Origin of the sequence: Streptomyces sp. HUAS MG91, assembly GCF_040529335.1 — a bacterium.
GTDB lineage: Bacteria > Actinomycetota > Actinomycetes > Streptomycetales > Streptomycetaceae > Streptomyces > Streptomyces tabacisoli.
The window spans coordinates 1094568-1120560 of record NZ_CP159534.1; the positions used below are offsets into that span (position 1 = coordinate 1094568).

31 protein-coding genes and 1 riboswitch are annotated in these 25993 nt (G+C 71.6%); of the genes, 18 read left to right on the top strand and 13 right to left on the bottom strand.

The genetic code is table 11. The features are described from left to right. Positions 1 to 62 precede the first annotated feature (62 nt). On the bottom strand, positions 63 to 611 hold the full coding sequence (gene def, locus ABII15_RS05110; RefSeq protein ID WP_353941071.1) for a peptide deformylase: 549 nt from the start codon (positions 609 to 611) through the stop codon (positions 63 to 65). Between the two features lie 129 nt (positions 612 to 740). Between def and ABII15_RS05115 the strand changes: the two genes are divergently transcribed. From ABII15_RS05115 to ABII15_RS05145, 7 genes are all read left to right on the top strand, one after another. Continuing rightward, positions 741 to 1979, top strand: a complete 1239-nt coding sequence (locus ABII15_RS05115) for a MurT ligase domain-containing protein (RefSeq protein WP_353941072.1) — start codon at positions 741 to 743, stop codon at positions 1977 to 1979. 30 nt (positions 1980 to 2009) lie between these two features. After that, the gene (locus tag ABII15_RS05120) at positions 2010 to 2744 is read left to right on the top strand and encodes a glutamine amidotransferase (RefSeq protein ID WP_353941073.1); all 735 of its coding nucleotides are present in this window, start codon (positions 2010 to 2012) and stop codon (positions 2742 to 2744) included. Positions 2745 to 2893: 149 nt separating this feature from the next. Next, positions 2894 to 3919 carry a 6-phosphofructokinase gene (locus ABII15_RS05125; protein WP_111663521.1) on the top strand — a complete coding sequence of 342 codons (1026 nt, stop codon included), beginning with the start codon at positions 2894 to 2896 and terminating at the stop codon, positions 3917 to 3919. 104 nt (positions 3920 to 4023) lie between these two features. Beyond that, positions 4024 to 4980, top strand: coding sequence for a cytochrome c oxidase assembly protein (locus ABII15_RS05130; RefSeq protein ID WP_353941074.1), 957 nt, complete (start codon positions 4024 to 4026; stop codon positions 4978 to 4980). A 101-nt stretch (positions 4981 to 5081) separates the two neighbouring features. Next, the gene (locus ABII15_RS05135) at positions 5082 to 5240 is read left to right on the top strand and encodes a hypothetical protein (RefSeq protein WP_181512557.1); all 159 of its coding nucleotides are present in this window, start codon (positions 5082 to 5084) and stop codon (positions 5238 to 5240) included. Positions 5241 to 5308: 68 nt separating this feature from the next. Continuing rightward, on the top strand, positions 5309 to 6025 hold the full coding sequence (locus ABII15_RS05140) for a lysophospholipid acyltransferase family protein (RefSeq protein WP_353941075.1): 717 nt from the start codon (positions 5309 to 5311) through the stop codon (positions 6023 to 6025). An 87-nt stretch (positions 6026 to 6112) separates the two neighbouring features. Continuing rightward, on the top strand, positions 6113 to 7132 hold the full coding sequence (locus ABII15_RS05145; RefSeq protein WP_353946964.1) for an NAD(P)-dependent oxidoreductase: 1020 nt from the start codon (positions 6113 to 6115) through the stop codon (positions 7130 to 7132). Between the two features lie 49 nt (positions 7133 to 7181). Here ABII15_RS05145 and ABII15_RS05150 read toward each other — a convergent pair whose 3' ends face one another. The 8 genes from ABII15_RS05150 to ABII15_RS05185 all read right to left on the bottom strand — a co-directional run bounded on the left by ABII15_RS05150 (position 7182) and on the right by ABII15_RS05185 (position 14511). Next, the gene (locus ABII15_RS05150) at positions 7182 to 8819 is read right to left on the bottom strand and encodes an alpha/beta hydrolase (protein WP_353941076.1); all 1638 of its coding nucleotides are present in this window, start codon (positions 8817 to 8819) and stop codon (positions 7182 to 7184) included. A 131-nt stretch (positions 8820 to 8950) separates the two neighbouring features. Further along, positions 8951 to 9718: an urease accessory protein UreD gene (locus tag ABII15_RS05155; RefSeq protein WP_353941077.1), complete on the bottom strand. Its 768-nt coding sequence runs from the start codon at positions 9716 to 9718 to the stop codon at positions 8951 to 8953. Continuing rightward, positions 9718 to 10395, bottom strand: coding sequence for an urease accessory protein UreG (gene ureG, locus ABII15_RS05160; RefSeq protein WP_353941078.1), 678 nt, complete (start codon positions 10393 to 10395; stop codon positions 9718 to 9720). Before ureG ends, ABII15_RS05155 begins: the two co-directional genes overlap by 1 nt. A 104-nt stretch (positions 10396 to 10499) precedes the next feature. Beyond that, positions 10500 to 11174 (bottom strand): urease accessory UreF family protein, encoded by a 675-nt coding sequence (locus ABII15_RS05165; protein ID WP_353941079.1) that lies wholly within the window; start codon positions 11172 to 11174, stop codon positions 10500 to 10502. A 22-nt stretch (positions 11175 to 11196) separates the two neighbouring features. Then, positions 11197 to 12918 (bottom strand): urease subunit alpha, encoded by a 1722-nt coding sequence (locus tag ABII15_RS05170; protein ID WP_353941080.1) that lies wholly within the window; start codon positions 12916 to 12918, stop codon positions 11197 to 11199. Next, a complete protein-coding gene (locus tag ABII15_RS05175) occupies positions 12911 to 13222 on the bottom strand; it encodes an urease subunit beta (RefSeq protein ID WP_353941081.1) in 312 nt (103 codons plus the stop codon). Before ABII15_RS05175 ends, ABII15_RS05170 begins: the two co-directional genes overlap by 8 nt. Positions 13223 to 13238: 16 nt before the next feature. Next, the gene (locus ABII15_RS05180; protein ID WP_111663529.1) at positions 13239 to 13541 is read right to left on the bottom strand and encodes an urease subunit gamma; all 303 of its coding nucleotides are present in this window, start codon (positions 13539 to 13541) and stop codon (positions 13239 to 13241) included. A gap of 691 nt (positions 13542 to 14232) precedes the next feature. After that, positions 14233 to 14511 (bottom strand): type II toxin-antitoxin system Phd/YefM family antitoxin, encoded by a 279-nt coding sequence (locus ABII15_RS05185; RefSeq protein WP_353941082.1) that lies wholly within the window; start codon positions 14509 to 14511, stop codon positions 14233 to 14235. Between the two features lie 83 nt (positions 14512 to 14594). Here ABII15_RS05185 and ABII15_RS05190 point away from each other — a divergent pair, with 83 nt between their 5' ends. From ABII15_RS05190 to ABII15_RS05205, 4 genes are all read left to right on the top strand, one after another. Continuing rightward, positions 14595 to 15230: an ATP-dependent Clp protease proteolytic subunit gene (locus ABII15_RS05190; protein ID WP_353941083.1), complete on the top strand. Its 636-nt coding sequence runs from the start codon at positions 14595 to 14597 to the stop codon at positions 15228 to 15230. A gap of 7 nt (positions 15231 to 15237) precedes the next feature. Then, complete coding sequence (locus tag ABII15_RS05195) at positions 15238 to 15546, top strand: hypothetical protein (protein WP_353941084.1); 309 nt, start codon at positions 15238 to 15240, stop codon at positions 15544 to 15546. A gap of 335 nt (positions 15547 to 15881) precedes the next feature. Continuing rightward, positions 15882 to 16083, top strand: a riboswitch (cyclic di-AMP (ydaO/yuaA leader). A gap of 3 nt (positions 16084 to 16086) precedes the next feature. Next, complete coding sequence (locus tag ABII15_RS05200; protein WP_353941085.1) at positions 16087 to 16560, top strand: C40 family peptidase; 474 nt, start codon at positions 16087 to 16089, stop codon at positions 16558 to 16560. A gap of 89 nt (positions 16561 to 16649) precedes the next feature. Then, positions 16650 to 17147 carry a DUF6328 family protein gene (locus tag ABII15_RS05205; protein ID WP_353941086.1) on the top strand — a complete coding sequence of 166 codons (498 nt, stop codon included), beginning with the start codon at positions 16650 to 16652 and terminating at the stop codon, positions 17145 to 17147. A gap of 6 nt (positions 17148 to 17153) precedes the next feature. On the opposite strand, the gene ABII15_RS05210 is transcribed toward ABII15_RS05205, so the two are convergent. Further along, positions 17154 to 17612: an ATP-binding protein gene (locus ABII15_RS05210; protein ID WP_353941087.1), complete on the bottom strand. Its 459-nt coding sequence runs from the start codon at positions 17610 to 17612 to the stop codon at positions 17154 to 17156. Between the two features lie 285 nt (positions 17613 to 17897). Between ABII15_RS05210 and ABII15_RS05215 the strand changes: the two genes are divergently transcribed. Next, positions 17898 to 18749 carry a helix-turn-helix transcriptional regulator gene (locus ABII15_RS05215; RefSeq protein ID WP_353941088.1) on the top strand — a complete coding sequence of 284 codons (852 nt, stop codon included), beginning with the start codon at positions 17898 to 17900 and terminating at the stop codon, positions 18747 to 18749. A gap of 59 nt (positions 18750 to 18808) precedes the next feature. Then, positions 18809 to 19033: a DUF397 domain-containing protein gene (locus ABII15_RS05220; protein WP_353941089.1), complete on the top strand. Its 225-nt coding sequence runs from the start codon at positions 18809 to 18811 to the stop codon at positions 19031 to 19033. On the opposite strand, the gene ABII15_RS05225 is transcribed toward ABII15_RS05220, so the two are convergent. Continuing rightward, positions 19014 to 20207 carry an 8-amino-7-oxononanoate synthase gene (locus tag ABII15_RS05225; protein WP_353941090.1) on the bottom strand — a complete coding sequence of 398 codons (1194 nt, stop codon included), beginning with the start codon at positions 20205 to 20207 and terminating at the stop codon, positions 19014 to 19016. The genes ABII15_RS05220 and ABII15_RS05225 overlap by 20 nt on opposite strands. Positions 20208 to 20350: 143 nt before the next feature. On the opposite strand from ABII15_RS05225, the gene bioB reads away from it, so the two are divergent. From bioB to ABII15_RS05245, 4 genes are all read left to right on the top strand, one after another. Continuing rightward, a complete protein-coding gene (bioB, locus tag ABII15_RS05230) occupies positions 20351 to 21490 on the top strand; it encodes a biotin synthase BioB (protein WP_353941091.1) in 1140 nt (379 codons plus the stop codon). Then, positions 21483 to 22760, top strand: coding sequence for an adenosylmethionine--8-amino-7-oxononanoate transaminase (locus ABII15_RS05235; protein ID WP_353941092.1), 1278 nt, complete (start codon positions 21483 to 21485; stop codon positions 22758 to 22760). Before bioB ends, ABII15_RS05235 begins: the two co-directional genes overlap by 8 nt. Before the next feature lie 6 nt (positions 22761 to 22766). Continuing rightward, positions 22767 to 23495 carry a dethiobiotin synthase gene (gene bioD / locus ABII15_RS05240; RefSeq protein WP_353941093.1) on the top strand — a complete coding sequence of 243 codons (729 nt, stop codon included), beginning with the start codon at positions 22767 to 22769 and terminating at the stop codon, positions 23493 to 23495. A 182-nt stretch (positions 23496 to 23677) separates the two neighbouring features. After that, on the top strand, positions 23678 to 24337 hold the full coding sequence (locus ABII15_RS05245) for a class I SAM-dependent methyltransferase (protein WP_353941094.1): 660 nt from the start codon (positions 23678 to 23680) through the stop codon (positions 24335 to 24337). Between the two features lie 16 nt (positions 24338 to 24353). Here ABII15_RS05245 and ABII15_RS05250 read toward each other — a convergent pair whose 3' ends face one another. Then, the gene (locus ABII15_RS05250) at positions 24354 to 24692 is read right to left on the bottom strand and encodes a fic family toxin-antitoxin system, toxin component (RefSeq protein ID WP_353946965.1); all 339 of its coding nucleotides are present in this window, start codon (positions 24690 to 24692) and stop codon (positions 24354 to 24356) included. Positions 24693 to 24738: 46 nt separating this feature from the next. Beyond that, a complete protein-coding gene (locus ABII15_RS05255) occupies positions 24739 to 24978 on the bottom strand; it encodes a toxin-antitoxin system HicB family antitoxin (RefSeq protein ID WP_353941095.1) in 240 nt (79 codons plus the stop codon). 144 nt (positions 24979 to 25122) lie between these two features. Here ABII15_RS05255 and ABII15_RS05260 point away from each other — a divergent pair, with 144 nt between their 5' ends. Beyond that, positions 25123 to 25992: an LLM class F420-dependent oxidoreductase gene (locus ABII15_RS05260; RefSeq protein ID WP_353941096.1), complete on the top strand. Its 870-nt coding sequence runs from the start codon at positions 25123 to 25125 to the stop codon at positions 25990 to 25992. Position 25993 lies beyond the last annotated feature (1 nt).

Here is a 25993-nt window from a genome sequence, read left to right on the forward strand (position 1 = left end):
GCCGCGGCACCGGCCGGCGCGTTGCCGGGTGCCGGTTCATCGCGACTGGTCGCGCCCCGCCCCTAGCGGGGCGCCTTGGCCCACGGGGCCTTCGACGCCTGCCGGAGTACGCGGCGGCGCCTCCAGCCCGTGACACGGTCGGCGTAGATGCGGCCCTCCAAGTGGTCGCACTCGTGCTGGAGGCACCGGGCGAACCAGCCCGTGCCGTGCACCACCACCGGCTCGCCCTTCAGGTTCTGGCCCTCCACGCGCGCGTGGTCGAAGCGCGGGGTGCCCGCCTCCAGCCCCGGCAGGGACAGACAGCCCTCGGGGCCGCGGATCACGACACCGTCCGCCTCGACCAGACGCGGGTTGACGAGGTGTCCGACATGGCGGACATCGTCGTCGTCCTCGCAGTCGTAGACGAAGACCCGCAGCGATTCGCCGATCTGGTTCGCGGCGAGGCCGACGCCCTGAGCCGCGTACATTGTCGCGTACATGTCCTCAACGAGGCGCGCGAGGGACGGCCCGAAGTCCGTCACCTCCCCGCACGGGCGGTGCAGCACGGGATCACCGAGCAGGGTCAGGGGTCGTACGCGCCCGGAGGCGCCCGGTACAGATCCGTGTCGCATGAGCGCAAGGGTACGGTCGAGCGGTACCCCGAGCCGCAGTTCGGGCTTGTCAGGGGATCTCGATAGGCTGGGCCAGGAAAGCGATGCCGGGGGCAGGCGCGGCGCCGTACGCAAGGAGGACCCAAGAAGATGGCAGGCAACTCGGAGTCGATGACTCCGCGGGCCAAGCTCGCCGTGACGGCGGGCAAGGCCGCGGCCGCGGTGTCGCGCGCGGCAGGCCGCGGCAGCGGTTCGGTGATCGGCGGCAAGGTCGCGCTCAGGCTCGACCCCGAGCTGCTCGGACGGCTCGCCCAGCACCTGGACACGGTGCTCGTCTCGGCCACGAACGGCAAGACGACCACCACCCGCCTCATCGCCGAGGCCCTGCGCGCGAGCGGCGAGGTCGTCTCGAACGCGCTGGGCGCGAACATGCCTGCTGGTATCACCTCCGCGCTGGCCGGCGGCACGGACGCCAAGTTCGGCGTCATCGAGGTCGACGAGAAGTACCTCGCCGGGGTCGCCCGGGACGTGACCCCCAAGGCGATCGCGCTGCTCAACCTCTCGCGCGACCAGCTCGACCGCGCCGCCGAGACCCGCATGCTGGCCGAGAAGTGGCGCGAGGGCCTTGCCGGTTCGAAGGCCATCATCATCGCCAACTCCGACGACCCGCTGGTCGTCTGGGCCGCCTCCTCCTCGCCGAACGTGGTGTGGGTCGCCGCGGGCCAGGAGTGGAAGGACGACGCCTGGTCCTGCCCCGCCTGCGGCGGTGTGATGCAGCGCCCCGGCGACGACTGGTTCTGCGGCGAGTGCGGTTTCCGCCGCCCGACGGCGAGCTGGGCGCTCCAGGGCGACTACGTCCTGGACCCGCACGGCTCCGCCTGGCCGATCCACCTCCAGCTGCCGGGCCGGGCCAACAAGGCGAACGCGGCCACCTCCGCCGCCGTGGCCGCCTGCTTCGGTGTGCCGCCGCAGGTCGCCCTGGAGCGGATGTACCAGGTGCAGGCCGTGGCCGGCCGCTACGACGTCGTGCAGTTCCAGAACCGCGACCTGCGGCTGCTGCTCGCCAAGAACCCGGCGGGCTGGCTCGAAACGTTCACTCTGATCGACCCGCCGCCCACTCCGGTGATCCTTTCGGTGAACGCGCGGGGCGCGGACGGCACCGACACCTCCTGGCTGTGGGACGTCGACTACACCCGGCTGGCGGGGCACCCGATCGCGGTCATCGGCGACCGCAAGCTGGACCTCGCGGTGCGTCTGGAGGTGGCCGGCCTGCAGTTCCAGGTCTGCGACACCATCGACCAGGCCGTGCAGGCCTCGCCGCCCGGACGCATCGAGCTGATCGCCAACTACACCGCGTTCCAGGACGTCCGCCGCCGCGTCGGCAACTGACCCGACGAGAGCCAGCGAAGGATCATGAGCATGAGTGACAGCAGCCTGCGTCTCGTGTGGGTCTACCCCGACCTGCTCAGCACGTACGGAGACCAGGGCAACGCCCTGGTGGTGGAGCGCCGGGCCAACCAGCGCCGCCTCCAGGTCGAGCGGGCCGACGTCCGCAGCGACCAGCCGGTGCCGACCTCCGGCGACATCTACCTGATCGGCGGCGGCGAGGACCGGCCGCAGCGACTGGCCGCGGAGCGGCTGCGGCGCGACGGCGGCCTGCAGCGCGCGGTGGCCAACGGCGCCATCGTGTTCTCCGTGTGCGCCGGCTACCAGATCCTCGGCCACGAGTTCATCAACGACCTCGGTGAGCGGGAGCCGGGCCTCGGCCTGCTCGACGTCGTCTCCACGCGCGGCGAGGGCGAGCGGTGCGTCGGTGACGTGCTGGCCGACATCGACCCGCATCTGGGGCTCCCGCCGCTGACCGGGTTCGAGAACCACCAGGGCATCACCCACCTGGGCCCGTCGGCCCGGCCGTTCGCCCGTACCCGCATCGGCAAGGGCAACGGCACGGGGGACGGCACCGAGGGCGCCTTCAACGACACGGTGTTCGGCACGTACATGCACGGGCCGGTGCTCGCGCGCAATCCGCAGATCGCGGACCTGCTGCTGAAGCTGGCGCTGGATGTCAACGCGCTGCCGCCGGTCGACGACCGGTGGTACGAGGCGCTCCGCAACGAGCGGATCGCGTCGGCCACCGCCGCGCAGCCCGCCTAAGGGGCGGTTCCGCGCCCATATGAGCGGAGCTGTCCACCTGGCGGACGCCCCATACGGTCGGTCCCCCGGGCGCCGCTAAGGTACGGGGGATTCCCGCCGGACGACGTGGTCCGGTCGTCGGGCCACGTTTGCAAAGGTATTCCGGGCTTATGCGTATTGGTGTCCTCACTTCAGGCGGCGACTGTCCCGGCCTGAACGCGGTGATCCGTTCGGTCGTGCACCGGGCCGTCGTCGACCACGGCGACGAGGTCATCGGCTTCCACGACGGGTGGAAGGGCCTGCTCGAATGCGACTACCGCAAGCTGGACCTGGACGCGGTGGGCGGCATCCTCGCCCGCGGCGGCACCATCCTCGGATCGTCGCGGGTCCAGCCCGCCCATCTGCGCGACGGCGTGGACCGTGCCAAGGGCCATGTCGCCGACCTCGGTCTTGACGCCATCATCCCGATCGGCGGCGAGGGCACGCTCAAGGCGGCCCGGCTGCTGTCCGACAACGGGCTGCCGATCGTCGGCGTGCCGAAGACGATCGACAACGACATCGCCGTCACGGACGTGACCTTCGGCTTCGACACCGCCGTCGGGGTCGCGACCGAGGCCCTCGACCGGCTGAAGACCACCGCCGAGTCGCACCAGCGAGTGCTGATCGTCGAGGTCATGGGCCGGCACACCGGCTGGATCGCCCTGCACTCGGGCATGGCCGCCGGTGCGCACGCCGTCGTCGTGCCGGAGCGCCCCTTCGACATCGAGGAGCTGGCCGCGAAGGTCGGCGAGCGGTTCGACGCGGGCAAGAAGTTCGCGATCGTCGTCGCCGCCGAGGGCGCCAAGCCCCGCGCCGGTTCGATGGCGTTCGACGAGGGCGTCAAGGACATGTACGGGCACGAGCGCTTCGCCGGGATCGCCCGCCAGCTCTCCATCGAGCTGGAGCAGCGGCTCGGCAAGGAGGCCCGGCCGGTGATCCTCGGTCACGTGCAGCGCGGCGGCACCCCGACCGCGTACGACCGGGTGCTCGCCACCCGCTTCGGCTGGCACGCCGTGGAGGCCGTGCACCGCGGGGAGTTCGGGCACATGACCGCGCTGCGCGGCACCGACATCGTGATGGTGTCGCTGGCCGAGGCCGTGGAGACCCTCAAGACGGTTCCCGAGGAGCGCTACGCCGAGGCGGAGTGCGTGCTCTAGCCCGTCGCCCCGCCAGAGAACTGCCCCCGGCCGATGTCACGGCCGGGGGCAGTTCTAGTCTGGTGGCGCACAATCCGTACGAATCGAGCACCGGGAGCCGGCCGATGGATCACAGCGGGCACGGCATGGACGGCATGGACCTGCCGCCGTTCACGCTGGGGAACGGCCTTCAATGGTCGGCCGACCCCTTCTTCCTCGTCGGCTGCCTCCTCGCCCTCGCGCTCTACGGGTGGGGCGTCGTCCGCCTCGCGCGGCGCGGGGACGCCTGGCCGGTGGCCCGTACCCTCTCGTTCGTCGTGGGCGTGCTCACCATCGGTCTGGTGATGTGCACCAAGCTGAACGACTACGGCATGGTCATGTTCAGCGTGCACATGGTGCAGCACATGGTGATCAGCATGCTGTCGCCGATCCTGCTGCTGATGGGCGCCCCGATCACGCTCGCGCTGCGCGCCCTGCCGGTGGCGTCGAAGCGCGGCAGCAAGGGCCCGCGCGAACTGCTCCTGATGCTGCTGCACAGCCGCTACATGCGGATCATCACGCATCCCGCGTTCACCATCCCGCTGTTCATCGCGAGCCTGTACGTCCTCTACTTCACCCCGCTCTTCGACTTCCTGATGCGGTCGCAGATCGGGCACCTCGCGATGATGGTGCACTTCCTCGCCGTGGGCGTGGTGTTCTTCTGGCCGATCATGGGCGTGGACCCGGGGCCGCACCGGCCCGGTTACGTGATGCGGATGCTGGAGCTGTTCGCGGGCATGCCGTTCCACGCGTTCTTCGGGATCGCGCTGATGATGGCGAGCACCACGATGGTCGGCACGTTCGAGAACCCGCCGGCCTCGCTCGGCATCGATCCGATGTCCGACCAGACGGCCGCCGGCGGCATCGCCTGGGCGTTCAGCGAGGTGCCGTCGGTCCTGGTGCTGCTCGCCCTGCTCTTCCAGTGGAAGAAGTCCGAGGAGCGCCAGGCGCGCCGCAAGGACCGCGCCGCGGACCGGGACGGCGACAAGGAGCTGGAGGCGTACAACGCCTACCTGGCCTCGCTGAACGCACGCGGGCAGTAGCGCCACAGGCCGTTCCCGGGTGAGGATGGCCTTCTGGCCGCGGCACGGGCGCCGCACAACACCGCCGTACGGCGTCCCGGCTGCCGGGAGGAGGGTGTGTGATGCCCGGATCCACGAAGACGATGGGCGTGTTCACCGTCGGTGGCCTGGTGGCCGTGACCGCCTACACGGTGGCGCTCGGCAGCAATGGCTGGCTCTGGTTCGGCTGGATCGTGCTGGGCCTGATCACGGTGGCGATGGTGGCCTCGCACAACCCCTGACACCCGGTCCGGGCGGGGGTTACTGTGCGTTCGCGCCCGTTAGTGCTGCATGGGGGAAGGCGACGGCCATGTTCTACCGACTGCTCAAGTACGTGATCCTCGGGCCGCTGCTGCGGCTGATGTTCCGGCCGCGCATCGAGGGGCTGGAACACGTTCCGGACGAGGGCGCCGCGATCGTCGCGGGGAACCACCTGTCGTTCTCGGACCACTTCCTCATGCCGGCGATCCTCAAGCGGCGGATCACGTTCCTGGCGAAGGCCGAGTACTTCACCGGGCCCGGTGTGAAGGGCCGGCTGACCGCCGCGTTCTTCCGCAGCGCCGGGCAGATCCCGGTCGACCGCTCCGGCAAGGAGGCGGGCCAGGCCGCGATCCGCGAGGGGCTCGGTGTGCTGCGCCGCGGCGAACTCCTCGGCATCTATCCGGAGGGCACCCGCTCGCACGACGGCCGCCTGTACAAGGGCAAGGTCGGGGTCGCCGCGATGGCGCTGAAGGTGCAGGTCCCGGTGATCCCGTGCGCGATGATCGGCACGTTCGAGGCGCAGCCGCCGGGCCAGAAGATCCCGAGCATGCGCCGGATCACCATCCGCTTCGGCAAGCCGCTGGACTTCGCGCGCTATGCGGGGATGGACGGCGAGAAGGCGATCCTGCGGGCGGTCACCGACGAGATCATGTACGCGATCCTGGAGCTGTCCGGGCAGGAGTACGTGGACAAGTACGCGGCGCAGGTGAAGGCGGAGGCCGAGGAGGCCAAAGCCCGGAAGTTCCCGCGGATGCCCCTCAGCTGAGACGCGCCGCGGGGCCGCTCTGCGGTGAGCAGAAAAACGTGGGCCCCGGCGCCCTGATCACCGTACGGTCCGGGCATGAAGACGGCTCTGGTGATCGGTGCGACGGGACAGATCGGGCGACCGGCGGTACGGGCGCTCGCGCGGGACGGATGGGCGGTGACGGCCGCCTCGCTCGGGGGCGGCCGGGACGCGGACTGGCCGGACGAGGTGCGGTCGGTGCGGCTCGACCGGGACGACGACGCGGCGCTCGCCGCGCTGGTCGGTGACGGGGTGGATCTCGTCGTGGACATGGTGGCGTTCACGCCGGAGCACGGGCGGCAGCTCGCGGGCCTCGCCGACCGGGTCGGTTCCGCGGTCGTGGTGTCGAGCGGCGCGGTCTACGTGGACGAGCGGGGCCGCGGCTTCCACACGCAGGAGGAGCCGGACGGCTGGCCCGACTATCCCGTGCCGATCCCGGAGACCTGGCACACGGTGGCCCCGGGAGAGGGGTACGGCGCGCGCAAGGTGCGGATCGAGCGGGACCTCCTCGCGCTCGGCGACCGGCTGCCGACGACCGTGCTGCGGGCGTCCGCCGTGCACGGCCCGCACTGCCGCACCCCGCGCGAGCTGTACTTCGTGAAGCGGAACCTGGACGGGCGCCGGACGCGGGTGCTCGCGTACAACGGCACGAGCACGTTCCACCCGGCGAGCGTGCACAACCTGGCGGAGCTGGTGCGGCTGGCGGCGGCCAGGCCCGGCTCGCGGGTGCTGAACGGGGCCGATCCCGACCATCCCTCGGTCGGTGAGATCGGCGCGATGATCGACGCGCTGATGGGGGTGGAGACGGAGTCGGTGCTCGTCGACGGCCCGCCGCCGGCGCCGAACGTCGGGGACTCCCCGTGGGCGGTGCCGCGCCCGCTGATCGTCGACATGTCGGCCGCCGAACGCGAACTGGGGTACGCGCCGGTGACGACGTACGCCGAGGCGCTTCCCGAGACGGTGGAGTGGCTGGCCGCGCGGCTGCGCGAGCGGGACTGGCGGGACGGCTTCCCGAAGATGCTGGCCTCGTACACGGCCGGGATCTTCGACTACGCGGCCGAGGACGCCTGGCTGGCGGCCCGGACATGACGGACGGCCCGGCCCCTTTCCCGGGGCCGGGCCGTTCGGCTTCAGCGGGTCAGGGCTTCGGGGTGGCGTGCGGGGTGCACGTCACGTCCTTGCCATCGACCTCGCCGGTGAGCAGGTACGTGTCGACCCGGTCGTTGATGCAGGGGTTGGTCAGACCGGTGACACCGTGCGAGCCCGCGTCCTTCTCGGTGATGAGGCGGGAGCCCTTGAAACGCTTGTGCAGCTCGACGGCGCCCTCGTACGGGGTGGCGGCGTCGCGCTCCGACTGGACGATGAGGACGGAGGGCAGGCCCTTGCCCGTCTTCACGTCGATCGGCGTCTGCTGCTTCGTCTTCCACGTCGCGCACGGCAGGTTCATCCAGGCGTTGGCCCACGTCATGAACGGGTACTTCTTGTTCAGTTCCGTGTTGTCCCGGTCCCACTTCGACCAGCTGGTGGGCCACTTGGCGTCGGCGCACTCGACGGCGGTGTAGACCGCGTTGCTGTTCTCCGAGGACGCGTTGCCCGCCGTGTCCGACAGGTCGGGGGCGGCGGCGTCGATCAGCGCCTGCGTGTCACCGGCGACGTACTTGCTCCAGATCTGGGCGGTGGGCGCCCACGAGGAGTCGTAGTACGGCGCGCTCTGGAAGAAGCTGATCAGCTCGGCCGGGCCGAGGACCCCGCCGATGGGGTTCTTCTTCGCGGCGGCGCGCAGGGTCTCCCACTGGTGCTGGACCTTGGCGCGGGTGTCGCCGAGGTGGTAGGTCGCGTCGTTCTTGGCGACCCAGTCCTGCCAGTCCTTCCAGCGGCCCTCGAAGGCGATGTCCTGGTTCAGGTTCGCCTCGTACCAGATGTTGCTCTTCTCGGGGTTGACGACGCTGTCCACGATCATGCGGCGGACGTGGCCCGGGAAGAGGGTGCCGTAGACGGCGCCCAGGTAGGTGCCGTAGGAGACGCCCAGGTAGTTGAGCTTCTTCTCGCCGAGAGCGGCCCGGATGACGTCCAGGTCGCGCGCGGTGTTCGGCGTCGTCATGTACGGCAGCATCTCGCCGCTGCGCTCGTAGCAACCGTCCGCGTACTCCTTGGCGAGCTTGCGCTGGGCGCGCTTGTCCGCCTCGGAGTCGGGGACCGGGTCGGCCTTGGGAGCCTTGACGAACTCCTGCGGGTCGATGCAGGAGATCGGCGCGGAGTGGCCGACGCCGCGCGGGTCGAAGCCGACGAAGTCGTACGCCTTCGAGGTCTTCGCCCACAGCGGGTTCTTGTTGGTCACCCGCGTCGGGAAGCGCATGCCGGAGCCGCCGGGGCCGCCCGGGTTGTAGACGAGGGCGCCCTGGCGCTCGCCCTTGGTGCCGGTGCTGACGGCACGGTCGACGGCCAGCTTGATCTGCTTGCCGAAGGGCCGCGCGTAGTCGAGCGGCACGCTGACGTAGCCGCACTGGATCGGCTTGGCCAGTGCCCAGTCCGCGGGACAGTCCTGCCAGTCGATGCCGCGCTTCGCCGCCTGGGCCGCGGCGATGGCCGCGCCCACCGCCTCACGGTTGTGGTTGCTCGCGCCGTTCGAGTGCTGCGCCGACGCGTTGGCGGAAGGGGCGGTGACCGCTCCCGCTATCAGCGCCGCCACGGCGACGGCACCGGCGGAACCGGCCACCACCCTCCGTCTGCCGCTTCCCGTCTGTCGAGTCCGTCTCAAGAGAGCCCTCCCGTACATGGATTCGATCATTACGTCGATCGGGTTGCCGACCGGTACCGGGATCCTGTCGGCTGTGAGCACCCTGAGGACAGTCGCGACGTCCGATCTTTACCAATCCGATAAACGGGATAACTCGCCCCGGTGAGCGGTCAGTCGGCCAGACGGAGCAATGCCGCGTCGAGCGTGCGACGCAGCAGCAGGGCGTCCGGGGCGACCGCGGTGACGAGGACGGCGGGGCCCGCGAGCGGGGTGAGCGCGGCCGTGCCCCGCTCGTCCAGGACGGCGGCGGCCGGCCGGTCGGTCTCGAACTCCGGCCGTACGACGACCAGCTGGCCCAGCGCGCGGTGCCCGGCCAGGACGGCGGGACCGTCCCAGCCGCCGGGCGCTCCGGGTCCGCAGGCCAGTTCCTGGTCCAGGAGCGGGCGGCCGGCGCGGTGGACGGTCAGCCGGCTGGTCAGCCGGCCCGGCTCCTCCCCCACCCGGCCGAGCACCTGCTCCTCGCGCAGCACGAGCCGGGCGCCCGGGGCGAGCTCGGCGCGGGTGGTGACGCGCAGGTCGCTGCCGTGCGCCGAGATCAGCTGTTCGGGCAGCCAGTCGAGGCGGGCCCCGTCGGCGACGGTGAGCCGGACGTTGTAGTGGGCCTCGCCCTTGGCCTGCCCGGGCAGCGCGAGCGTGGCGGCCACGGAGCCGATGTGCAGCCGGGCGCCCTCGTCCGCGCGGGCCTCGACGGTGAAGCGGTCGCCGCCGAGGGGGCCGCTCATCGCGCCGACGAGCATGACGCGTGCCTCGTCGGCGTGCGCGGCCCGGGTGCGGCGCACGGCGAGCGAGCCCTCGCCCTCCAGGGCCGGCAGGGCGGTGCCGCCCCGGCCGTCGCCGCGGGCGGCGATCCGGGCGGTGGACCGGACACCCGCCGACATCACGCCGTCCAGGCCGCGAGCCGGCCGCGCGCCCAGGCGGCCACGTCACCGACACCGCCCTCGGAGCGCAGCGACTGGAGGATCACGGGGAGTTCGTCACGCTGCGCCTTGGCGTCCGCGGCCATCCGGTCCAGGTCGGAGCCGACGTACGGGGCGAGGTCGGTCTTGTTGATGACGAGCAGGTCGGCGGTGGTGACGCCGGGTCCGCCCTTGCGCGGGATGTCGTCGCCGCCCGCGACGTCGATCACGAAGATCTGGGCGTCGACGAGGCCCTTGGAGAAGGTCGCGGTGAGGTTGTCGCCACCGGACTCCACGAGGATGAGGTCGAGCGGCCCGACCTCGTCCTCCAGGTCCTCGACGGCCTCCAGGTTGGCGGAGATGTCGTCGCGGATGGCGGTGTGCGGGCAGGCGCCGGTCTCCACGGCGGTGATCCGCTCGGGCGGCAGCACGGCTTCGCGCAGCAGGAACTCGGCGTCCTCGCGCGTGTAGATGTCGTTGGTGACGACGGCGAGGGACAGTTCGTCGCGCAGGGTGCGGCAGAGCGCGGCGACGGTCGCGGTCTTGCCGGACCCGACCGGTCCGCCGAGGCCGATGCGCAGGGCGCGCCGGGTCCCGTCGGGCCGCCGGGCGTCGGCGGAGACGGCGGAGGCTTCGTCGTGGGTGTGTCCAAGGTGCATAGCGATCACGGCTCCAGAAGGAATGTCTTTTCAGCCTGTCCGGCGTTCGATGACGAGGCCGTTCAGGCCGATGAGGGTGGTCCGGGGGCGCAGCCCCCGGGGGTTCAGGAAGCGAACAGCCGCACGGGCCAGGCGGCATGCGCCTCGGCCCCGATCTCCAGCAGCGGAGCGCTCCCGGCGGGCAGCGCGTCGACCCCGAGGTCGACGGCCCGGCGGGCAGCGTCCACGGCATCGGCCACCACCCGGTCGAGCTCCGGCGCGAGCCGCGCCAGAGCCCCGGTCGCGTCGAACGGATCGAGGCTGAGCAACCGCACGACGGCGGTCGCGGGCCCGCTGATCCCTTCGTACGCGGAGCAGTACGCGGCGTCCTCGGGCCCGAGCCCGGCGGCCCGGGCGGTGAGCCCGAGCACCACCGGCTGATGGGCGCCCTTGGGAAACCGCTGCGCCAGGGCGTCGAGTTCGGGGTGCGGCCAGGTGGCGCGGGCGGCGCGCATGAGCTGCCGCCCCAGCTTGCGGGCCGCGACCCGCAGTGCGGCCGACGGGGTCCTGGCGTCGGCGGCCGCGTCCAGGGCGACCGGGTCGACGCCGAGCGCCGCCGCGGCGGCGAGGGCCGCCGAGACCGCCCCGCTGGTGTGCAGGCGGCCGCGGCAGAACTCCTCCAGGCTCGCGCCGCCGGTGATGCGGCCCGCCCTGACCGCGGCCTCCGCCCCGCCGGAGTGGGCGTGCCCTCCGGCGGGGAAGCGGCCGTCGGCCAGGACGAGCAGGGTCGCGCGTGTCATGAGATACGTACCCGTCCCGGCATCAGAACAGGAAGTACCGCTGCGCGAGCGGCAGTTCGGCGGCCGGGGCGGGTTCGACGAGTTCGCCGTCGATGGTCACGGCGAAGGAGTCGGGGGCGACCTCGACGCGCGGCAGGGCATCGTTGTTGATCATGTCCGCCTTGGTGCGGCCGCGAGTGGACCGGATCGGGACGAAGGACCGGTCGAGCCCGAGGCGCTCCACGAGCCCGTCCTCGATCGCCGCCTCCGTCACGAAGTTGAGCGAGTTGGCCGCCGGCGCCTTGCCGTGGGCGCCGAACATCGGGCGCGGCAGCACCGGCTGCGGGGTGGGGATGGAGGCGTTGGCGTCGCCCATCTGCGCGTAGGCGATCTGTCCGCCCTTCAGGACCACCTGCGGCTTCACGCCGAAGAACCTCGGGTCCCAGAGCACCAGGTCGGCCAGCTTGCCGCTCTCGACGGAACCGAGTTCGCCCTCGATGCCCTGGGCGATCGCCGCGTTGATCGTGTATTTGGCGACATAGCGACGCGCGCGCTGGTTGTCGGCGCGCAGGTCGCCGGGGAGCAGGCCGCGGCGGCGCTTCATCACGTGCGCGGTCTGCCAGGTGCGCATGATGACCTCGCCGATGCGGCCCATGGCCTGCGAGTCCGAGGACATGATCGAGATGGCGCCCATGTCGTGCAGGACGTCCTCGGCCGCGATGGTGGTGGGCCGGATGCGGGACTCGGCGAAGGCCAGGTCCTCGGGGACCGCCGGGTTGAGGTGGTGGCAGACCATCAGCATGTCGAGGTGCTCCTCGACGGTGTTGACGGTGTGCGGCCGGGTCGGGTTGGTGGACGACGGCAGCATGTTGGGCAGCTGCACGGCGGTGATCATGTCGGGGGCGTGGCCGCCGCCCGCGCCCTCGACGTGGAAGGCGTGCAGGGTGCGGCCGCCGACGGCGTCGAAGGTGTCCTGGACGAATCCGGCCTCGTTCAGGGTGTCGGAGTGGACGGCGAGCTGGGCGCCGGACTCCTCGCAGACGTCGAGGCAGGCGGAGATCACGGCCGGGGTCGCGCCCCAGTCCTCGTGGATCTTGAATCCGCAGACCCCGGCGCGCAGTTGGTCGCGCATGGACTCCTTCGACATGGTGTTGCCCTTGCCGAGGAAGCCGATGTTGACGGGGCTGTTCTCCATGGCCGCGAACATCCGGGCGAGGTGCCAGGAGCCGGGCGTGATGGTGGTGGCCTTCGATCCCTCGGCGGGTCCGGTGCCGCCGCCGACGAGCGTGGTCACGCCGGATGCCAGCGCCTCGTCGACGATGGTCGGCGAGATGAAGTGGATGTGGGTGTCGATGCCGCCCGCGGTGACGATCTTGCCGTTGCCGGCCAGGATCTCGGTCTCGGGGCCTATGACGAGATCGGGGTGGACGCCGTCCATGGTGTCCGGGTTGCCGGACTTGCCGATGGCGATGATCCGGCCGTCACGGATGCCGATGTCGGCCTTGACGATGCCCCAGTGGTCGATGATCACGGCGCCGGTGATGACGGTGTCCGGGGTGCCTTGCGCGCGCGTGGCGCGCGACTGGCCCATGGACTCGCGGATGACCTTGCCGCCGCCGAAGACGGCCTCGTCGCCGGAGCGGCCGGGACCGCCGCTGCGGTCCTCCTCGATCTCGACGAACAGGTCGGTGTCGGCGAGCCGGATGCGGTCGCCCGTGGTGGGGCCGAACAGATCGGCGTAGGCGGCGCGGGACAGCTCAGGCATCGAGGGGACCTCCGGTCTCGCCGCGCAGGCCGGGGACGATCCGGCGGCCCGCCAGGGGTAGGAGTTCGACGTCGACGGGGATGCCGGGCTCGAAGCGGACGGCGGTGCCCGCGGCGATGTTCAGCCGCTTGCCGCGGGCGGCGGCGCGGTCGAAGTCGAGACCGGGGTTGGCCTCGGCGAAGTGGTAGTGGGAACCGACCTGCACGGGGCGGTCGGCGGCGTTGAGGACGGTCACACGGGTGACGTCGCGGCCCTCGTTGTACACGACGGGCTCGTCGGCGAAGAGGATCTCTCCGGGAATCATGGCTGCTGCTTTCCCGTCAGACGATCGGCTCATGGACGGTGACCAGCTTGGTGCCGTCGGGGAAGGTGGCCTCGACCTGCACGTCGTGGATCATCTCGGGGATGCCCTCCATGACGTCGTCACGGGTGAGCAGTTTTCGCCCGGACGCCATGAGTTCCGCGACGGTGCGGCCGTCGCGGGCGCCCTCGAGGATGTGCGAGGTGAGCAGGGCGACGGTTTCGGGGTGATTGAGTTTCAGACCCCGGGCCCGGCGCTTCTCGGCCACGTCGGCGGCCACATGAATGAGCAGTCTCTCCTGCTCGTGCGGGGTCAGTTGCACGGTCCCACCTCACAGTCCTTCACCCGGGCCGTGCGGGGCCCGGCTGCCGCGGCCACCGCGACGGATATAGATGTAACACACAAGAAGTGCGCATGATCTTGCGCACCCTGGTTACGAAAACCCCTGGTGGCGTGGGCCTCAAGCTAATGGCGCGGAGTTTCAACGACGTTAACCGTTGCTTGACCGCGCCATGGTCAGCAGCAGACCTCCGCCATGCTCATCAGGCCCCGCAGACCTGCCTGGAGCGCCTACGCCGGTACGCCCTTGAAGAGGGCCTGCTGGGCGATGAATTCCTGGGCCGCGGCGATCATCGTGCGCGCGACGGCGTCCGCGTCGGCGTCGGCGGACATCACGCCCGCCTCCTGACAGCCCTCCACGATCGCGGCCCAGGAAGAGCGCAGATCCGGTCGTAGCCCTCCCGGACGGCGCCGCGCGATCCGCCGCTCGGGATCGCCGGGGTCGCCGCCGCGACGGCCCCGTGGGCGGGGCTCGGCCTGCTTGCCGTACTGCTGGGAAGGTTGCGCGCGCGGCGGGCGTCGGCTCCGCAGGAGGCACCCGCTCCGGCGCGGACACCCCAGCCGGTGGGCTGAGGCCCGGCCGCCCCGCACTCCGGGCGGACACCGATCGACCGCGCGTCCCCGCTGCAGCGGACGGGGGCGCGAGGTCCTGTCGTTCGGGTTTCGGGGTGCGGCTACCTGCCTTCGGGGCCGCGGTGCTCGGCCGCGATGCCGAACCGCTGCCGTTCGCCCGGAGCGGACGACAGGGTGCCGACGCGGGCGACGGAACTGATCACCGGCTCCTCGGCCCGGGACCCGAGTTCCTCGAGACGCTCCAGGTCACCCGCCGAGACCAGGGCGACGAGCGGCTTGCCGTGCCGGGTGACGACCACGCGCTCGCCGCCGTACACCACGCGATTGATCAATTCGGCGAGCTCAGCCCTGGCTTGCGTCACCGGAATCTCGTAGGCCATGCTCCCCAGGGTACGTGATGTACATCCTGTACATTTTTTACAGGGGCGGCGCCGACAGCGCCCGCATCGCCATTGGAGGCTCCATGAACCGCCCGTCCGGCCGTTATGTCCTGCCCGAGTTCACCGAGCGGACCACATCGGGGCAGCGCACCCTCGATCCCTACTCCAAGCTCCTCGAAGAGCGCATCGTCATCCTCGGGACACCGATCGACGACACGTCGGCGAACGATGTGATGGCGCAGCTGATGCATCTCGAGTACACGGCGCCGGAGCAGGACATCGCGCTGTACATCAACTCCCCCGGCGGCTCGTTCAGCGCCATGACGGCGATCTACGACACGATGGAGTACGTCAGTTGCGAGGTGGCGACCACCTGCCTGGGGCAGGCCGCGTCCGTCGCCGCGGTGCTGCTGGCCGCGGGAGCGCCGGGCAAGCGGATGACGCTGCCCGGGGCACGCGTGGTGCTCGACCAGCCCGCGCTGCCCGAGCCGGCTCAGGGGCAGCCCACCGACCTGGAGATCCAGGCCCGCGAAATGGTGCGTACGCGGGCACGGTTGGAAGAGCTGCTGGCGCGGCACTCGGGGCGGTCGCGGGAGCGGATCGGCGCGGACATCGAACGCGACACCGTACTCACGGCCCGACAGGCCCTGGAGTACGGGCTGGTGGACCATGTACTGGAGAGCCGCAAGAGCGTCCCCGGCGCCCCGGGCGCGCGGTGAGGCGGCCGTGTACCCACCCGAACTGCCGCCACTGCCCGCGCTGACCCGCGCCGAGTGCGAGCTGGTGGACAGCTATCTGGCCGTGGTCGATCTGCTGGCGCGCATCAATCCGGCGCGCGGCGACGACACCTACCGGGGGCTGCGGGCGGCCCAGGCGCTCGTGACCCGGGCGGCGGCGCTCCGGGACGCCCTGGCCCTGATGCACCAGCGGGGCGAGAGCCGGGTGCACGCGGAGACCCTGGCACGGGCGCTGCGCGTTCTGGACGGCGAGAGGCGGACACAAGCGGTCACATTGCCACCCGAAAACGCCACCTGACGGACAATTGGAATCCCGAGACGTTCTTCGGCGGCCAGATCGTCCGCACCCCCGGTGAAACGGCCCAGATGGGCTACCGCCGGATGGCGTAGATATGAGTAGACGCTGGTGACCGCAAGAGTTGCGCGATGCCGGTAGGCGAACACCGGAATTTGCGGTTCCGTGCCTGGTGCGGGCCTGGTCGCGGGTGGCCGCCGGGCCCCGAAAGCCGCACTGTCCACCTGAACGGGTCAAGCGTGAGGAGCCTCACTTACCGCCGGTTCAGCTCGGTTTTCACCGCAGAGGTGGGTCAAGATCCCTTCCGACGACAAGCCCCCGCCGCCGCGGCGGGGCGGTCCGTGCGGACGCCGAGTCCTGCCGCCGCCCGGATGCCAGGTCGACAGGAGTGGATCGGCAGGAGTGGAGGACCCAGGCACGACGGGCCGCCGCAGCAGCCGCTGCGAGCAGTCCTTGGGGTGAAGCCGCGTCCAGCGGCCGGGCATCTTCGCCAGCCCGAACCCGACAGGTCATCCTTCGCAGGCGGCTGACGAAGGGTTGCGCATGACCGCGCTCAATCGTGTCCCCTCGCTGCTGACCCGGGCCGGCACCGCCTCGGCCCTGACCCTCGCCGTCGCGAGTGCCGGGCTGATGGTCCCCGGCGCCGCGCCCGAGGCGTCGGCGGCCGTGGCCTCGTCCAAGGCTCTCCAGGTCGCGGCCTCGAAGAAGGGGGCGCCGTACAAGTGGGGCGCCACCGGACCGCACCGGTTCGACTGCTCGGGGCTCACGCTCTACTCGTTCAAGCGGGCGGGCAAGAAACTGCCCCGCACCGCGGCGCAGCAGTACAACAAGACCCGCCATGTCTCCGGGTCCCAGCGCAAGCGGGGTGACCTGGTGTTCTTCCACTCCGGCCGGAGCGTCTACCACGTCGGCATCTACGCCGGTAAGGGACGGATCTGGCACTCCCCGAAGACCGGGGACGTGGTGCGGCTCCAGAAGATCTGGACCAAGAGCGTCTGGTACGGCCGGGTGCGCTGACCCGCACCGCCGGTACCTGAGGCGGCGGCGGGCCTGGCGCCGGGCCCGCCGTCAGGCCTCGAACGGCCGGAGAGGGATACCCGCACGGCATGAACGAACGGAACGAGACGCCCCTGCAACGGGCCGACCGGAACTTCGGCGAGCTTCTGCAGGAACTCCGGGTCACGCAGACCGGGGTGCAGATCATGTTCGCCTTTCTCCTCACGCTCGCTTTCACGCAGCGCTTTCCCTCGCTCGACGCGGTGCAGCGCGCCACTTATGTGACGACGCTGCTTCTCGCGGTCGTCGCGGCCGCGCTGCTGACGGCGCCCGCCGCACTGCACCGGGTGCTGTTCCAGCTGGGGGCGAAGGCCCGGATCGTCCGGGTCTCGTCGCGGCTCGCCGCCTGCGGCATGGCCGCGCTCTCCCTCGCGCTGACGGGTTCGGTGCTGCTCGTGGTCGATGTGACGGTCGGCCGGGCCGGTGGCGTCGCCGCGGCCGCCGGAACGTTTCTGGTGTGCGCGGGGCTGTGGGGCGTGCTGCCCGGGCTGCTGCGGCGCTCTCTGGCCGGGCGGGCAGGGTCCGCGGATGACGAGGCTTCCGGCTGACCGCGCTCAGCCGGTGGGGGCCGGGCGGACGTCTCCGCCGGACACGCCGTTCTTCCAGGGCAGGGCGATCCATACCGTCTTGCCGCCCTCGGGGGTCGGGCAGACCGAGAGTCTGCCGCCGCACTCCGCGGTCAGACAGCGGATGATGACCATGCCCCGGCCGTTGTCCTGCTGCACCGCGGCGGGCAGCCGCTTGGGGTAGCGGGGGTGGCTGTCGGTGACGCCGATCCGCAGCCGCTCGTCGCGCTCCAGTTCCAGCTCGACGGTGAAGGTGGGGGACAGACCGCGGGTGTGCTGCACGGCGTTCGTCGCGAGTTCGGAGACGATCAGCCGGACCGTGTCGGCGGTGTCACCGTCGCCCGGCATGCCCCACTCCGTCAGCACGTTGCTCACGTACCTCCGGGCCGTGGAGACCGACGCCGGATCGCTCGGCAGTGTGACGGATGCTTCCTGGTGATCTGCCATGGCGAAGTCGTCCCTTTCCTGTCGGGGCCGCTCGACCGCCCGCCGCGGATGCTTCACTTCACCGGCCCCGGCTACTGCTTCGCGCCAGCGTGCCACTTGGATGCGCTTCCAGGGTGGTGATCCCCCAAGATATGCATATATCTGTCGCCCGAAGCGGTGAACTCTGCGACGGTAGACCGTATTTGGGCGAGCGCACGCCGGTTCCTCTACCGTCTGCTCAGGAGCCGTCCCCGCACGGGCCGGGAGGGAGAACCGCCGCGCGGCCCGAGGGGCAGAGGAGTCAGCATGAAGTACGGTCCCGCGGTACGACGCCGCAAGCTGGGTGCCGAATTGCGCGCACTGCGGGTGGGTGCCGGGCTCACCAGTGGTGAGGCCGCGCGACTCGTCGGATGGCACCAGTCGAAGGTGAGCCGGATCGAGACAGGGCGGAGCGGCGCGAAGGCCTCGGACGTACTTCGTCTGCTCGACGCCTTCGACGCGAAGGACCCTCAACTACGCGAACTCGTGGTGGCGTTGGCGGGTGCCGAGGACGCCGGCGGGCACCACTGGTGGCACGCGTACCGCAGCCTGCTGCCGCCCGCGTACCGCGATTTCATCAGCCTGGAGTCGCAGGCCTGCCGGATCAGGACGCTGGAGAACAGTGTCGTGCCGGGGCTGCTGCAGACGCCGGAGTACGCCTACGCGGTGACGCGATCCGTTCTCGGCGGCATGTCCGAGCGGCATATCGAGGCACTGGTGGAAGTGCGTCTCGCGCGACAGGAGGTGCTGCGTTCGCAGACACCCCTGCAGTTGACGGCCATCCTCGACGAGGCGGTGCTCCGGCGCGAAGTGGGCGGAAAAGACATTCTGCAAAGGCAATTGGCACATTTGGCCGAGGTGGCCCTGCTGCCGCATGTCCGGATTCAGGTGCTTCCCTTCTCGGCAGGTGGGCACATCGGCATCACCGGGCCTTTCGTTGTGTTTTCATTTCCGAACACAACTGATCTGGATGTGGTTGTTCTCGACCATTTGACGAGTAGTCTCTACCTCGAGCGGAAAGAAGACCTCAGGGCGTACACGGACGCCTTCGATGCTCTTCTGGGACACGCTCTTTCGCCCGAGGACTCACTGGAGTTCATCGCACAGATCGCCGGATAGCCGGGTGTGCGGGGTCGCCGACACTCCGTCACGCTCCGGCACTGCGTCAGGGAGGCACCATGAATGCACTGCCTCGGTACGTTTCCGACAGCATGTCGCTGAGCGGCGCGATGTGGCGGCGCAGCAGCCGCAGCACAGGCGCCAACAACTGCGTCGAGACCGCCCCCGTGCCCTCGGGGCCCGCGGCCGGCCTGGTGGCCGTCCGCGACTCCAAGAACACGGCGGGACCCGCCGTGCTGTTCGCCCCTTCCGCCTGGGAAGGGTTCATCGGCTCCCTGCGCTGACCGCGCCCCGAGGAGCCGTTCGGCCGATCACCCGTACCGCCTCGGCGAGTTGTTCGTCGGTGAGGTCGGCGCGGGCGGTCAGCCGCAGCCGTGAGACACCGTCCGGCACCGAGGGCGGACGGAAACAGCCCACCGCCAGTCCCGCCGCCCGGCAGGCCGCGGCCCAGCGCACCGCCTCGTCGGGCGAGGGTGCGCGCACCGAGACCACCGCCGCGTCCGGGCGAACGGCCGACAGGCCCTCATCGGTGAGGAGTTGATGCAGCGTCGCCGCGACCTCGCGGGCCCGTGCCGCCCGCCGGGGTTCGCGGCGCAACAGCCGGAGCGCCGCGAGCGCGGCACCGGCGGCGGCCGGCGCGAGGCCGGTGTCGAAGATGAACGTACGCGCCGTGTTGACGAGGTGCTCGATGACCGGCGCGGGTCCGAGGACCGCGCCGCCCTGGCTGCCGAAGGACTTCGAGAGGGTCACGGTGGCGACGGTGCCGGGGTCGCCCGCGAGGCCCGCCGCATGCGGGGCGCCGCGCCCGCCCGCCCCGAGGACGCCGAGCCCGTGCGCGTCGTCGACGATCAGTCCCGCTCCGAATTCCCTTGCCACAGCGCCCAGTTCGGTGAGCGGCGCCCGGTCCCCGTCGACCGAGAAGACGGAGTCGCTGACCACCACGGCCGGGCCGTCGTGCGCGCCGAGCGCCGCGCGGACCGCCGCGGGATCGGCGTGCGGCACGACCCGAGTGGCGGCACGGGACAGCCGGCAGCCGTCGATCAGGGACGCGTGGTTGGCCGCGTCGGAGACGATCAGCGAGCCGTTCGGGGCGAGCGCGGTGACGGCCGCGAGGTTCGCCGCGTAGCCGGACGACAGTACGAGCGCCGCCTCGAAACCGCAGAACTCGGCGAGCTCCCGCTCCAGTTCGGCGTGGAGTTCGGTGGTGCCGGTCACCAGCCGGGAACCGGTCGCGCCGCCGCCCCAGCGCCGTGCCGCCTCGACCGCGCCCGCGACGGTCTCGGGGTGCCGGGCGAGGCCCAGGTAGTCGTTGCTCGCCAGATCGAGCAGCGGGGAGTCGGCGGGACGCGGGCGCAGGGTGCGGACGAGTCCGGCGGCCTCGCGGGCGCGGCGCTGCTCGCCGAGCCAGCCGAAGGCCGGGGCGAGGGCGGGTGCGGGGGTGCTGTGCGCTGGAGCCATGACTCCCTCTGTTTGTAGGTAATGCACAGACCCTAGCCGCCGCGCCACCGGCCCAGGATGTGGCAATACCCACACGTCGAGCACCGTCCTTTGTACGAACTCTCCTTTCGCCGGGGCACTCCTTTGAGCCAGGATCAGGGCTCATGGACCTGCTGAACACGCTGGTGGACAAGGGGCTTCGGCGCGAGACGCCGAGCCGTGAAGAAGCGCTCGCCGTCCTGGCGACGCCGGACGACGACCTGCTCGACGTGGTGGCCGCAGCCGGAAAGGTGCGCCGTCACTGGTTCGGGCGCCGGGTGAAGCTGAACTACCTGGTAAACCTCAAGTCGGGCCTGTGCCCGGAGGATTGCTCGTACTGCTCCCAGCGGCTCGGCTCGAAGGCGGAGATCCTCAAGTACACCTGGCTCAAGCCGGAAGAGGCCTCGCAGGCGGCCGCCGCGGGTGTCGCGGGCGGCGCCAAGCGGGTCTGCCTGGTGGCGAGCGGGCGCGGCCCCACGGACAAGGACGTCGACCGGGTCGCGGCGACGATCGACGCGATCAAGTCGGAGAACGAGGGCGTCGAGGTGTGCGCCTGTCTCGGTCTGCTCTCCGACGGGCAGGCGGAGCGGCTGCGCGGCGCGGGCGCCGACGCCTACAACCACAACCTGAACACGTCCGAGGCGACGTACGGCGACATCACCACGACGCACACCTACGCCGACCGGGTCGACACGGTGCAGAAGGCGCACGCGGCGGGACTGTCCGCCTGCTCGGGGCTGATCGCCGGGATGGGCGAGAGCGACGAGGACCTGGTCGACGTCGTCTTCGGGCTGCGCGAGCTGGACCCGGACTCGGTTCCGGTCAACTTCCTGATCCCCTTCGAGGGGACGCCGCTGGCCAAGGAGTGGAACCTGACGCCGCAGCGCTGCCTGCGGATCCTGGCCATGGTCCGGTTCGTCTGCCCGGACGTGGAGGTGCGGATCGCGGGCGGCCGCGAGGTGCATCTGCGCTCGATGCAGCCGCTGGCCCTGCACATCGCCAACTCGATCTTCCTGGGCGACTATCTGACCAGTGAGGGCCAGGCGGGCAAGGCGGACCTGGACATGATCGCCGACGCGGGGTTCGAGGTGGAGGGCACCGACCGGGTGACGCTGCCGGAGCACCGGACCGGTGGCTGCGGCTCGGCCTGCGGGTCCGAGGAGGCCCCCGCCGCACCCGAGGCGGCCGAGGCGACCGAGGCGCGGACCGACCTCGTCGCCGTGCGCCGCCGGGGCGCCGGAACGGATCTCGCGCCCAATGCCTGATCCGCACATCGAGGAACTGCTCCGGCTCGACCGGGAGCACGTCTGGCATCCGTACGGCCCCATGCCGGGACGGCAGCAGCCCCTGGTCGTCGAGTCGGCGGCCGGTGTGCGGCTGCGGGTCGCCGGGCACGGCGAGCTGGTCGACGGGATGTCGTCGTGGTGGTCGGCGATCCACGGCTACAACCACCCGGTGCTCAACGAGGCGGCGCGCGGGCAGCTGGACCGGATGAGCCATGTCATGTTCGGCGGGCTCACCCACGAACCGGCGGTACGGCTCGCGCAGCGGCTCGTCGAGATGTCGCCGGCCGGCCTGGAGCACGTGTTCCTCGCCGACTCGGGATCCGTGTCGGTCGAGGTGGCGCTGAAGATGTGCCTGCAGTACTGGCGTTCGCTCGGCCTGCCGGAGAAGCGCCGGATGCTCACCTGGCGCGGCGGCTACCACGGCGACACCTGGCAGCCGATGTCCGTGTGCGACCCCGAGGGCGGGATGCACGGCCTGTGGGCCGGGGTGCTGCCGGAGCAGGTGTTCGCGGACGCCCCGCCGAGCGCGTACGAGGAGTCGTACGCGGAGCATCTGCGGCAGACCGTGGAGCGGCACGCGCACGAGCTGGCCGCCGTGATCGTCGAGCCGGTGGTGCAGGGTGCCGGCGGGATGCGGTTCCACTCCCCCGCCTATCTGCGGGTGCTGCGGGAGGCGTGCGACGCGCACGACGTGCTGCTGGTGTTCGACGAGATCGCTACGGGCTTCGGGCGCACCGGCGCGCTGTTCGCGGCGGAGCACGCCGCGCTCACCCCGGACGTGATGTGTGTTGGCAAGGCGCTGACCGGCGGCTATCTGACGCTGGCCGCGACGCTGTGCACGCCGCGGGTGGCTCAGGGCATCTCGCGCGGCGAGGTGCCGGTGCTCGCGCACGGGCCGACGTTCATGGGCAACCCGCTGGCCGCCGCCGTGGCCTGCGCCTCGATCGATCTGCTGCTCGGGCAGGACTGGCTCGCCGAGGTGAAGCGGATCGAGGCGGGGCTGCGGGAGGGCCTGTCGGCGGCGCGGGAGGTGCCGGGGGTCCGGGACGTCCGGGTGCTCGGCGCGATCGGTGTCGTCCAGCTCGACCACGAGGTCGACATCGCCGCGGCCACGCGCGCCGCGGTCGCGGAGGGGGTGTGGGTGCGGCCGTTCCGTGACCTCGTCTACACCATGCCGCCGTACGTCACGGGTGACGAGGATCTGGCGCGGATCACGCGCGCGGTGTGCGCCGCCGCGCGGGAAGGGTGAACGGACATGACCGTATGGGTGGTCACCGGGACGGGAACCGAGATCGGCAAGACCGTGACGACGGCGGCGCTGGCGGCGGTCGCCGTGCGGGCCGGGCGTTCGGTGGCGGTGCTCAAGCCCGCCCAGACCGGGGTCGCGCCGGACGAGCCGGGCGATGTCGCCGAGGTGGTGCGGCTGGCCGGTGAGCGGGTGACCGGGATGGAGCTGGCCCGGTATCCGGAGCCGCTGGCGCCGGGGACGGCCGCGGCCCGGGCCGGGCTGCCGCCGGTGCGGCCCGCCGAGATCGCCGAGGCGGCCGGGAAACTGGCGGCCTCGCACGATCTGGTGCTGGTCGAGGGCGCGGGCGGGCTGCTCGTGCACCTGGACGAGCGGGGGGCCACGCTCGCGGACGCCGCGCGGCTGATCGGGGCGCCGGTCCTGGTGGTGGCGCGGGCCGGGCTCGGGACGCTGAACTCGGTGCAGCTGACCGCCGAAGCGCTCCGGGCGCGCGGGCTGACGCAGGCCGGGGTCGTCATCGGCGCCTGGCCGCGGGATCCCGGGCTCGCCGAGCGCTGCAACGTGGCGGACCTGCCGAAGGTCGCCGGGGCCGCGCTGCTCGGAGCGGTGCCTGAGTCCTCCGGGGTTCTGGGGGCCTCGGAGTTCCGGGTTGCGGCCGAAGGGTGGCTGGCGCCGGAGCTGGGCGGGGCGTGGGACGGGGCCGCGTTCGCTCGGCGGTGGGATTCCTCCGCGGCTTGAGTGTGGCTGGTCGCGCAGCTTCCCCTATGAGATGCCGCACGCGGTGCGCAGCTCAGGGGCGCGGGGAACTGCGCGACCAGCCACGACGAAAGCCGCACCCGGCCACCGGAGAAAGCCCGCGCAGCGTTGCCGCACGCTCCGGTCGGGGAACACTCCGGTCAGGACTCGACAGGAGGCGCGCGATGACGGATCGGCCTCGGAAAGCGGCGGGCGACGCCGTACGGCACCCGGTGTTCGCCCGGTTCTACACAGGGCTCAGCGAACGGATCGAGCCGTTCATGGGCCCGGTGCGCGGCGAACTGCTCACCGGACTCTCGGGCCGGGTGCTCGAGATCGGCGCGGGGAACGGGCTGAACTTCGGCCACTACCCCGCCACCGTCTCCGAGGTCGTCGCCATCGAGCCGGAGCGCGCCCTGCGGCGGCTGGCCGTCGAGGCGGGGCGGCGCGCGGAGGTTCCGGTGGACGTGGCGCCGGGGACCGCGGAGGCGCTGCCGGTCAAGAGCGAGGGGTACGACGCCGTGGTGCTCTGCATCGTGCTGTGCAGTGTGCGCGATGTGGCGCGGGCACTGCGTGAGGTGCGGCGGGTGCTGCGCCCCGGCGGCGAGGTGCGGTTCTTCGAGCACGGCAGGGCGCCGGGGCGTGCGATGCGCGGGGTGCAGACGGGGCTCGACCGGACGGTGTGGCCGCTGCTCTTCGGCGGGTGTCACACCGGGCGCGACACGGTGGCGGAGCTGCGCGACGCCGGTTTCGAGATCGGGGAGCACCGGGAGCTGATCGTGCCGGATCGCGGGCCGCGGCTGCCCACCTCGTACTGCGTGCTCGGCACGGCCCGGCGTCCGTAGCCTCCCGGTGCCGGGCTCACCGGCTCCAGCTGTGCAGTTCCTTCTCGATGTCGTGGACGCCGGCGCCGTCGTGCTTCACGAGGCGGGCGAGTTCCCTGACCTGCTCCGGGGAGGTGGTCACCGGTACGCCACTGGCGACCAGGTAGGCGTAGGCGACGGCGGTGGCGTACATCGCGTTCGACCGCTCCAACGCCGGTACGTGGATGAGGAGTTGCAGCAGGGCGGCGGCGCGGGCCTGCGGGGTGTCGTAGACCGGGAGGTCGAGTATCCGGGCGGAGTGCCGGGACACGGCCGCCACGAGGGCGCCCCAGTCCGTGACCTGCGGGTCGCCGGGGGTTTTCTGTTCGGCGACCATCAGCAGCCAGGCGAGGTCGACCGTGAAGTGCGGGGAGCCGCTCGCGTCACTCAACGGGGCGGCGCCGGCCTTCGGTCTCCGGGCCGAACTCCTCGGCGAAGACCGTCTCGTACCGCTGCATGAAGTCGGCCGCGGCGTCGACGAACATGCGGCCCTGCTCGCCCGCGTCCCGCCGGACGAGCTCCTCGATGTAGCGGTTCACGCTCATCCCGCGGGCCACGGCCCGCTCGCGGGCGGCGCGCGCGGTGTCCGCGTCCACCCGCACGTTCAGCTGGGTCTTCGGCATGCCTTCACGCTAGCGCCGGTCCGCTAGCACCGGCAAGACCGGAACAGGACGGGCGGGCGCGCGGGGAACGAGGTGGCGGCGGCCCGACACGGATGAGAGGTTGGCCTTCCGTATCTTCATGTAGCGCCCATGCAGGGAGAGTTCATGCCGCGTCCGTTCCGCTTCGGTGTCAACATGCTCAGCCTCGCCCCCGGTGACGCGTGGCGCGCCAAGTGCCGTCGGGCGGAGGAGCTGGGGTACGACGTGATCCTGGTCCCGGACCATCTGGGGATGCCGTCGCCGTTCCCCGCGCTCGTCGCCGCGGCCGAGGCGACGACCCGGCCTGCCGTGGGAACGTTCGTGCTCAACTGTGCCTTCTGGAACCCGGTGTTGCTCGCCCGCGAGGTGACGACCACGGCCGCGCTGACCGGCGGCCGTCTCGAACTCGGGCTCGGCACGGGGTACGTACGGGAGGAGTTCGAGCAGGCCGGTGTGGAGTGGGGCACGCCCGGCAGCCGGGTGGACCATCTGGTGCGCACCGTCGAGGAGTTGGACCGGCAGCTCGGCGCGCCCGAGCAGGGCCCGCGGCCGCCGCTGCTGATCGGCGGCAACGGCGACCGGATGCTGCGGATCGCCGCCGAGCACGCGGACATCGCCGCGTTCACCGGCGCCAGGCCCGCGCCGGGCGACGCGGGCGGTCTGGTGCCGCAGACCGCGGACGAGCTCGACGGCCGGGTCGCCGCGTACCGGAAGTTCGCGGCCGGCCGCGCGGAGCCGGCCGAGCTGAATCTGCTGGTGCAGCTCGTCGCCGTCACCGAGGACCGGCCCGCCGCCGTCCGGCCGTGGCTGGAGCGGATGCCGCACCTCACCGAGCGGGAACTGCTCGAATCGCCGCTCGCTCTGGTCGGCACGGTTGAGGAGATCACGGCGCGGCTGCTGGCCGTGCGGGAGCGGTACGGGTTCTCGTACATCACCGTCCTGGAGGACTCGTCCGAGGCGCTGGCGCCGGTCGTCGAGGAGCTGCGCGGGCGCTGAG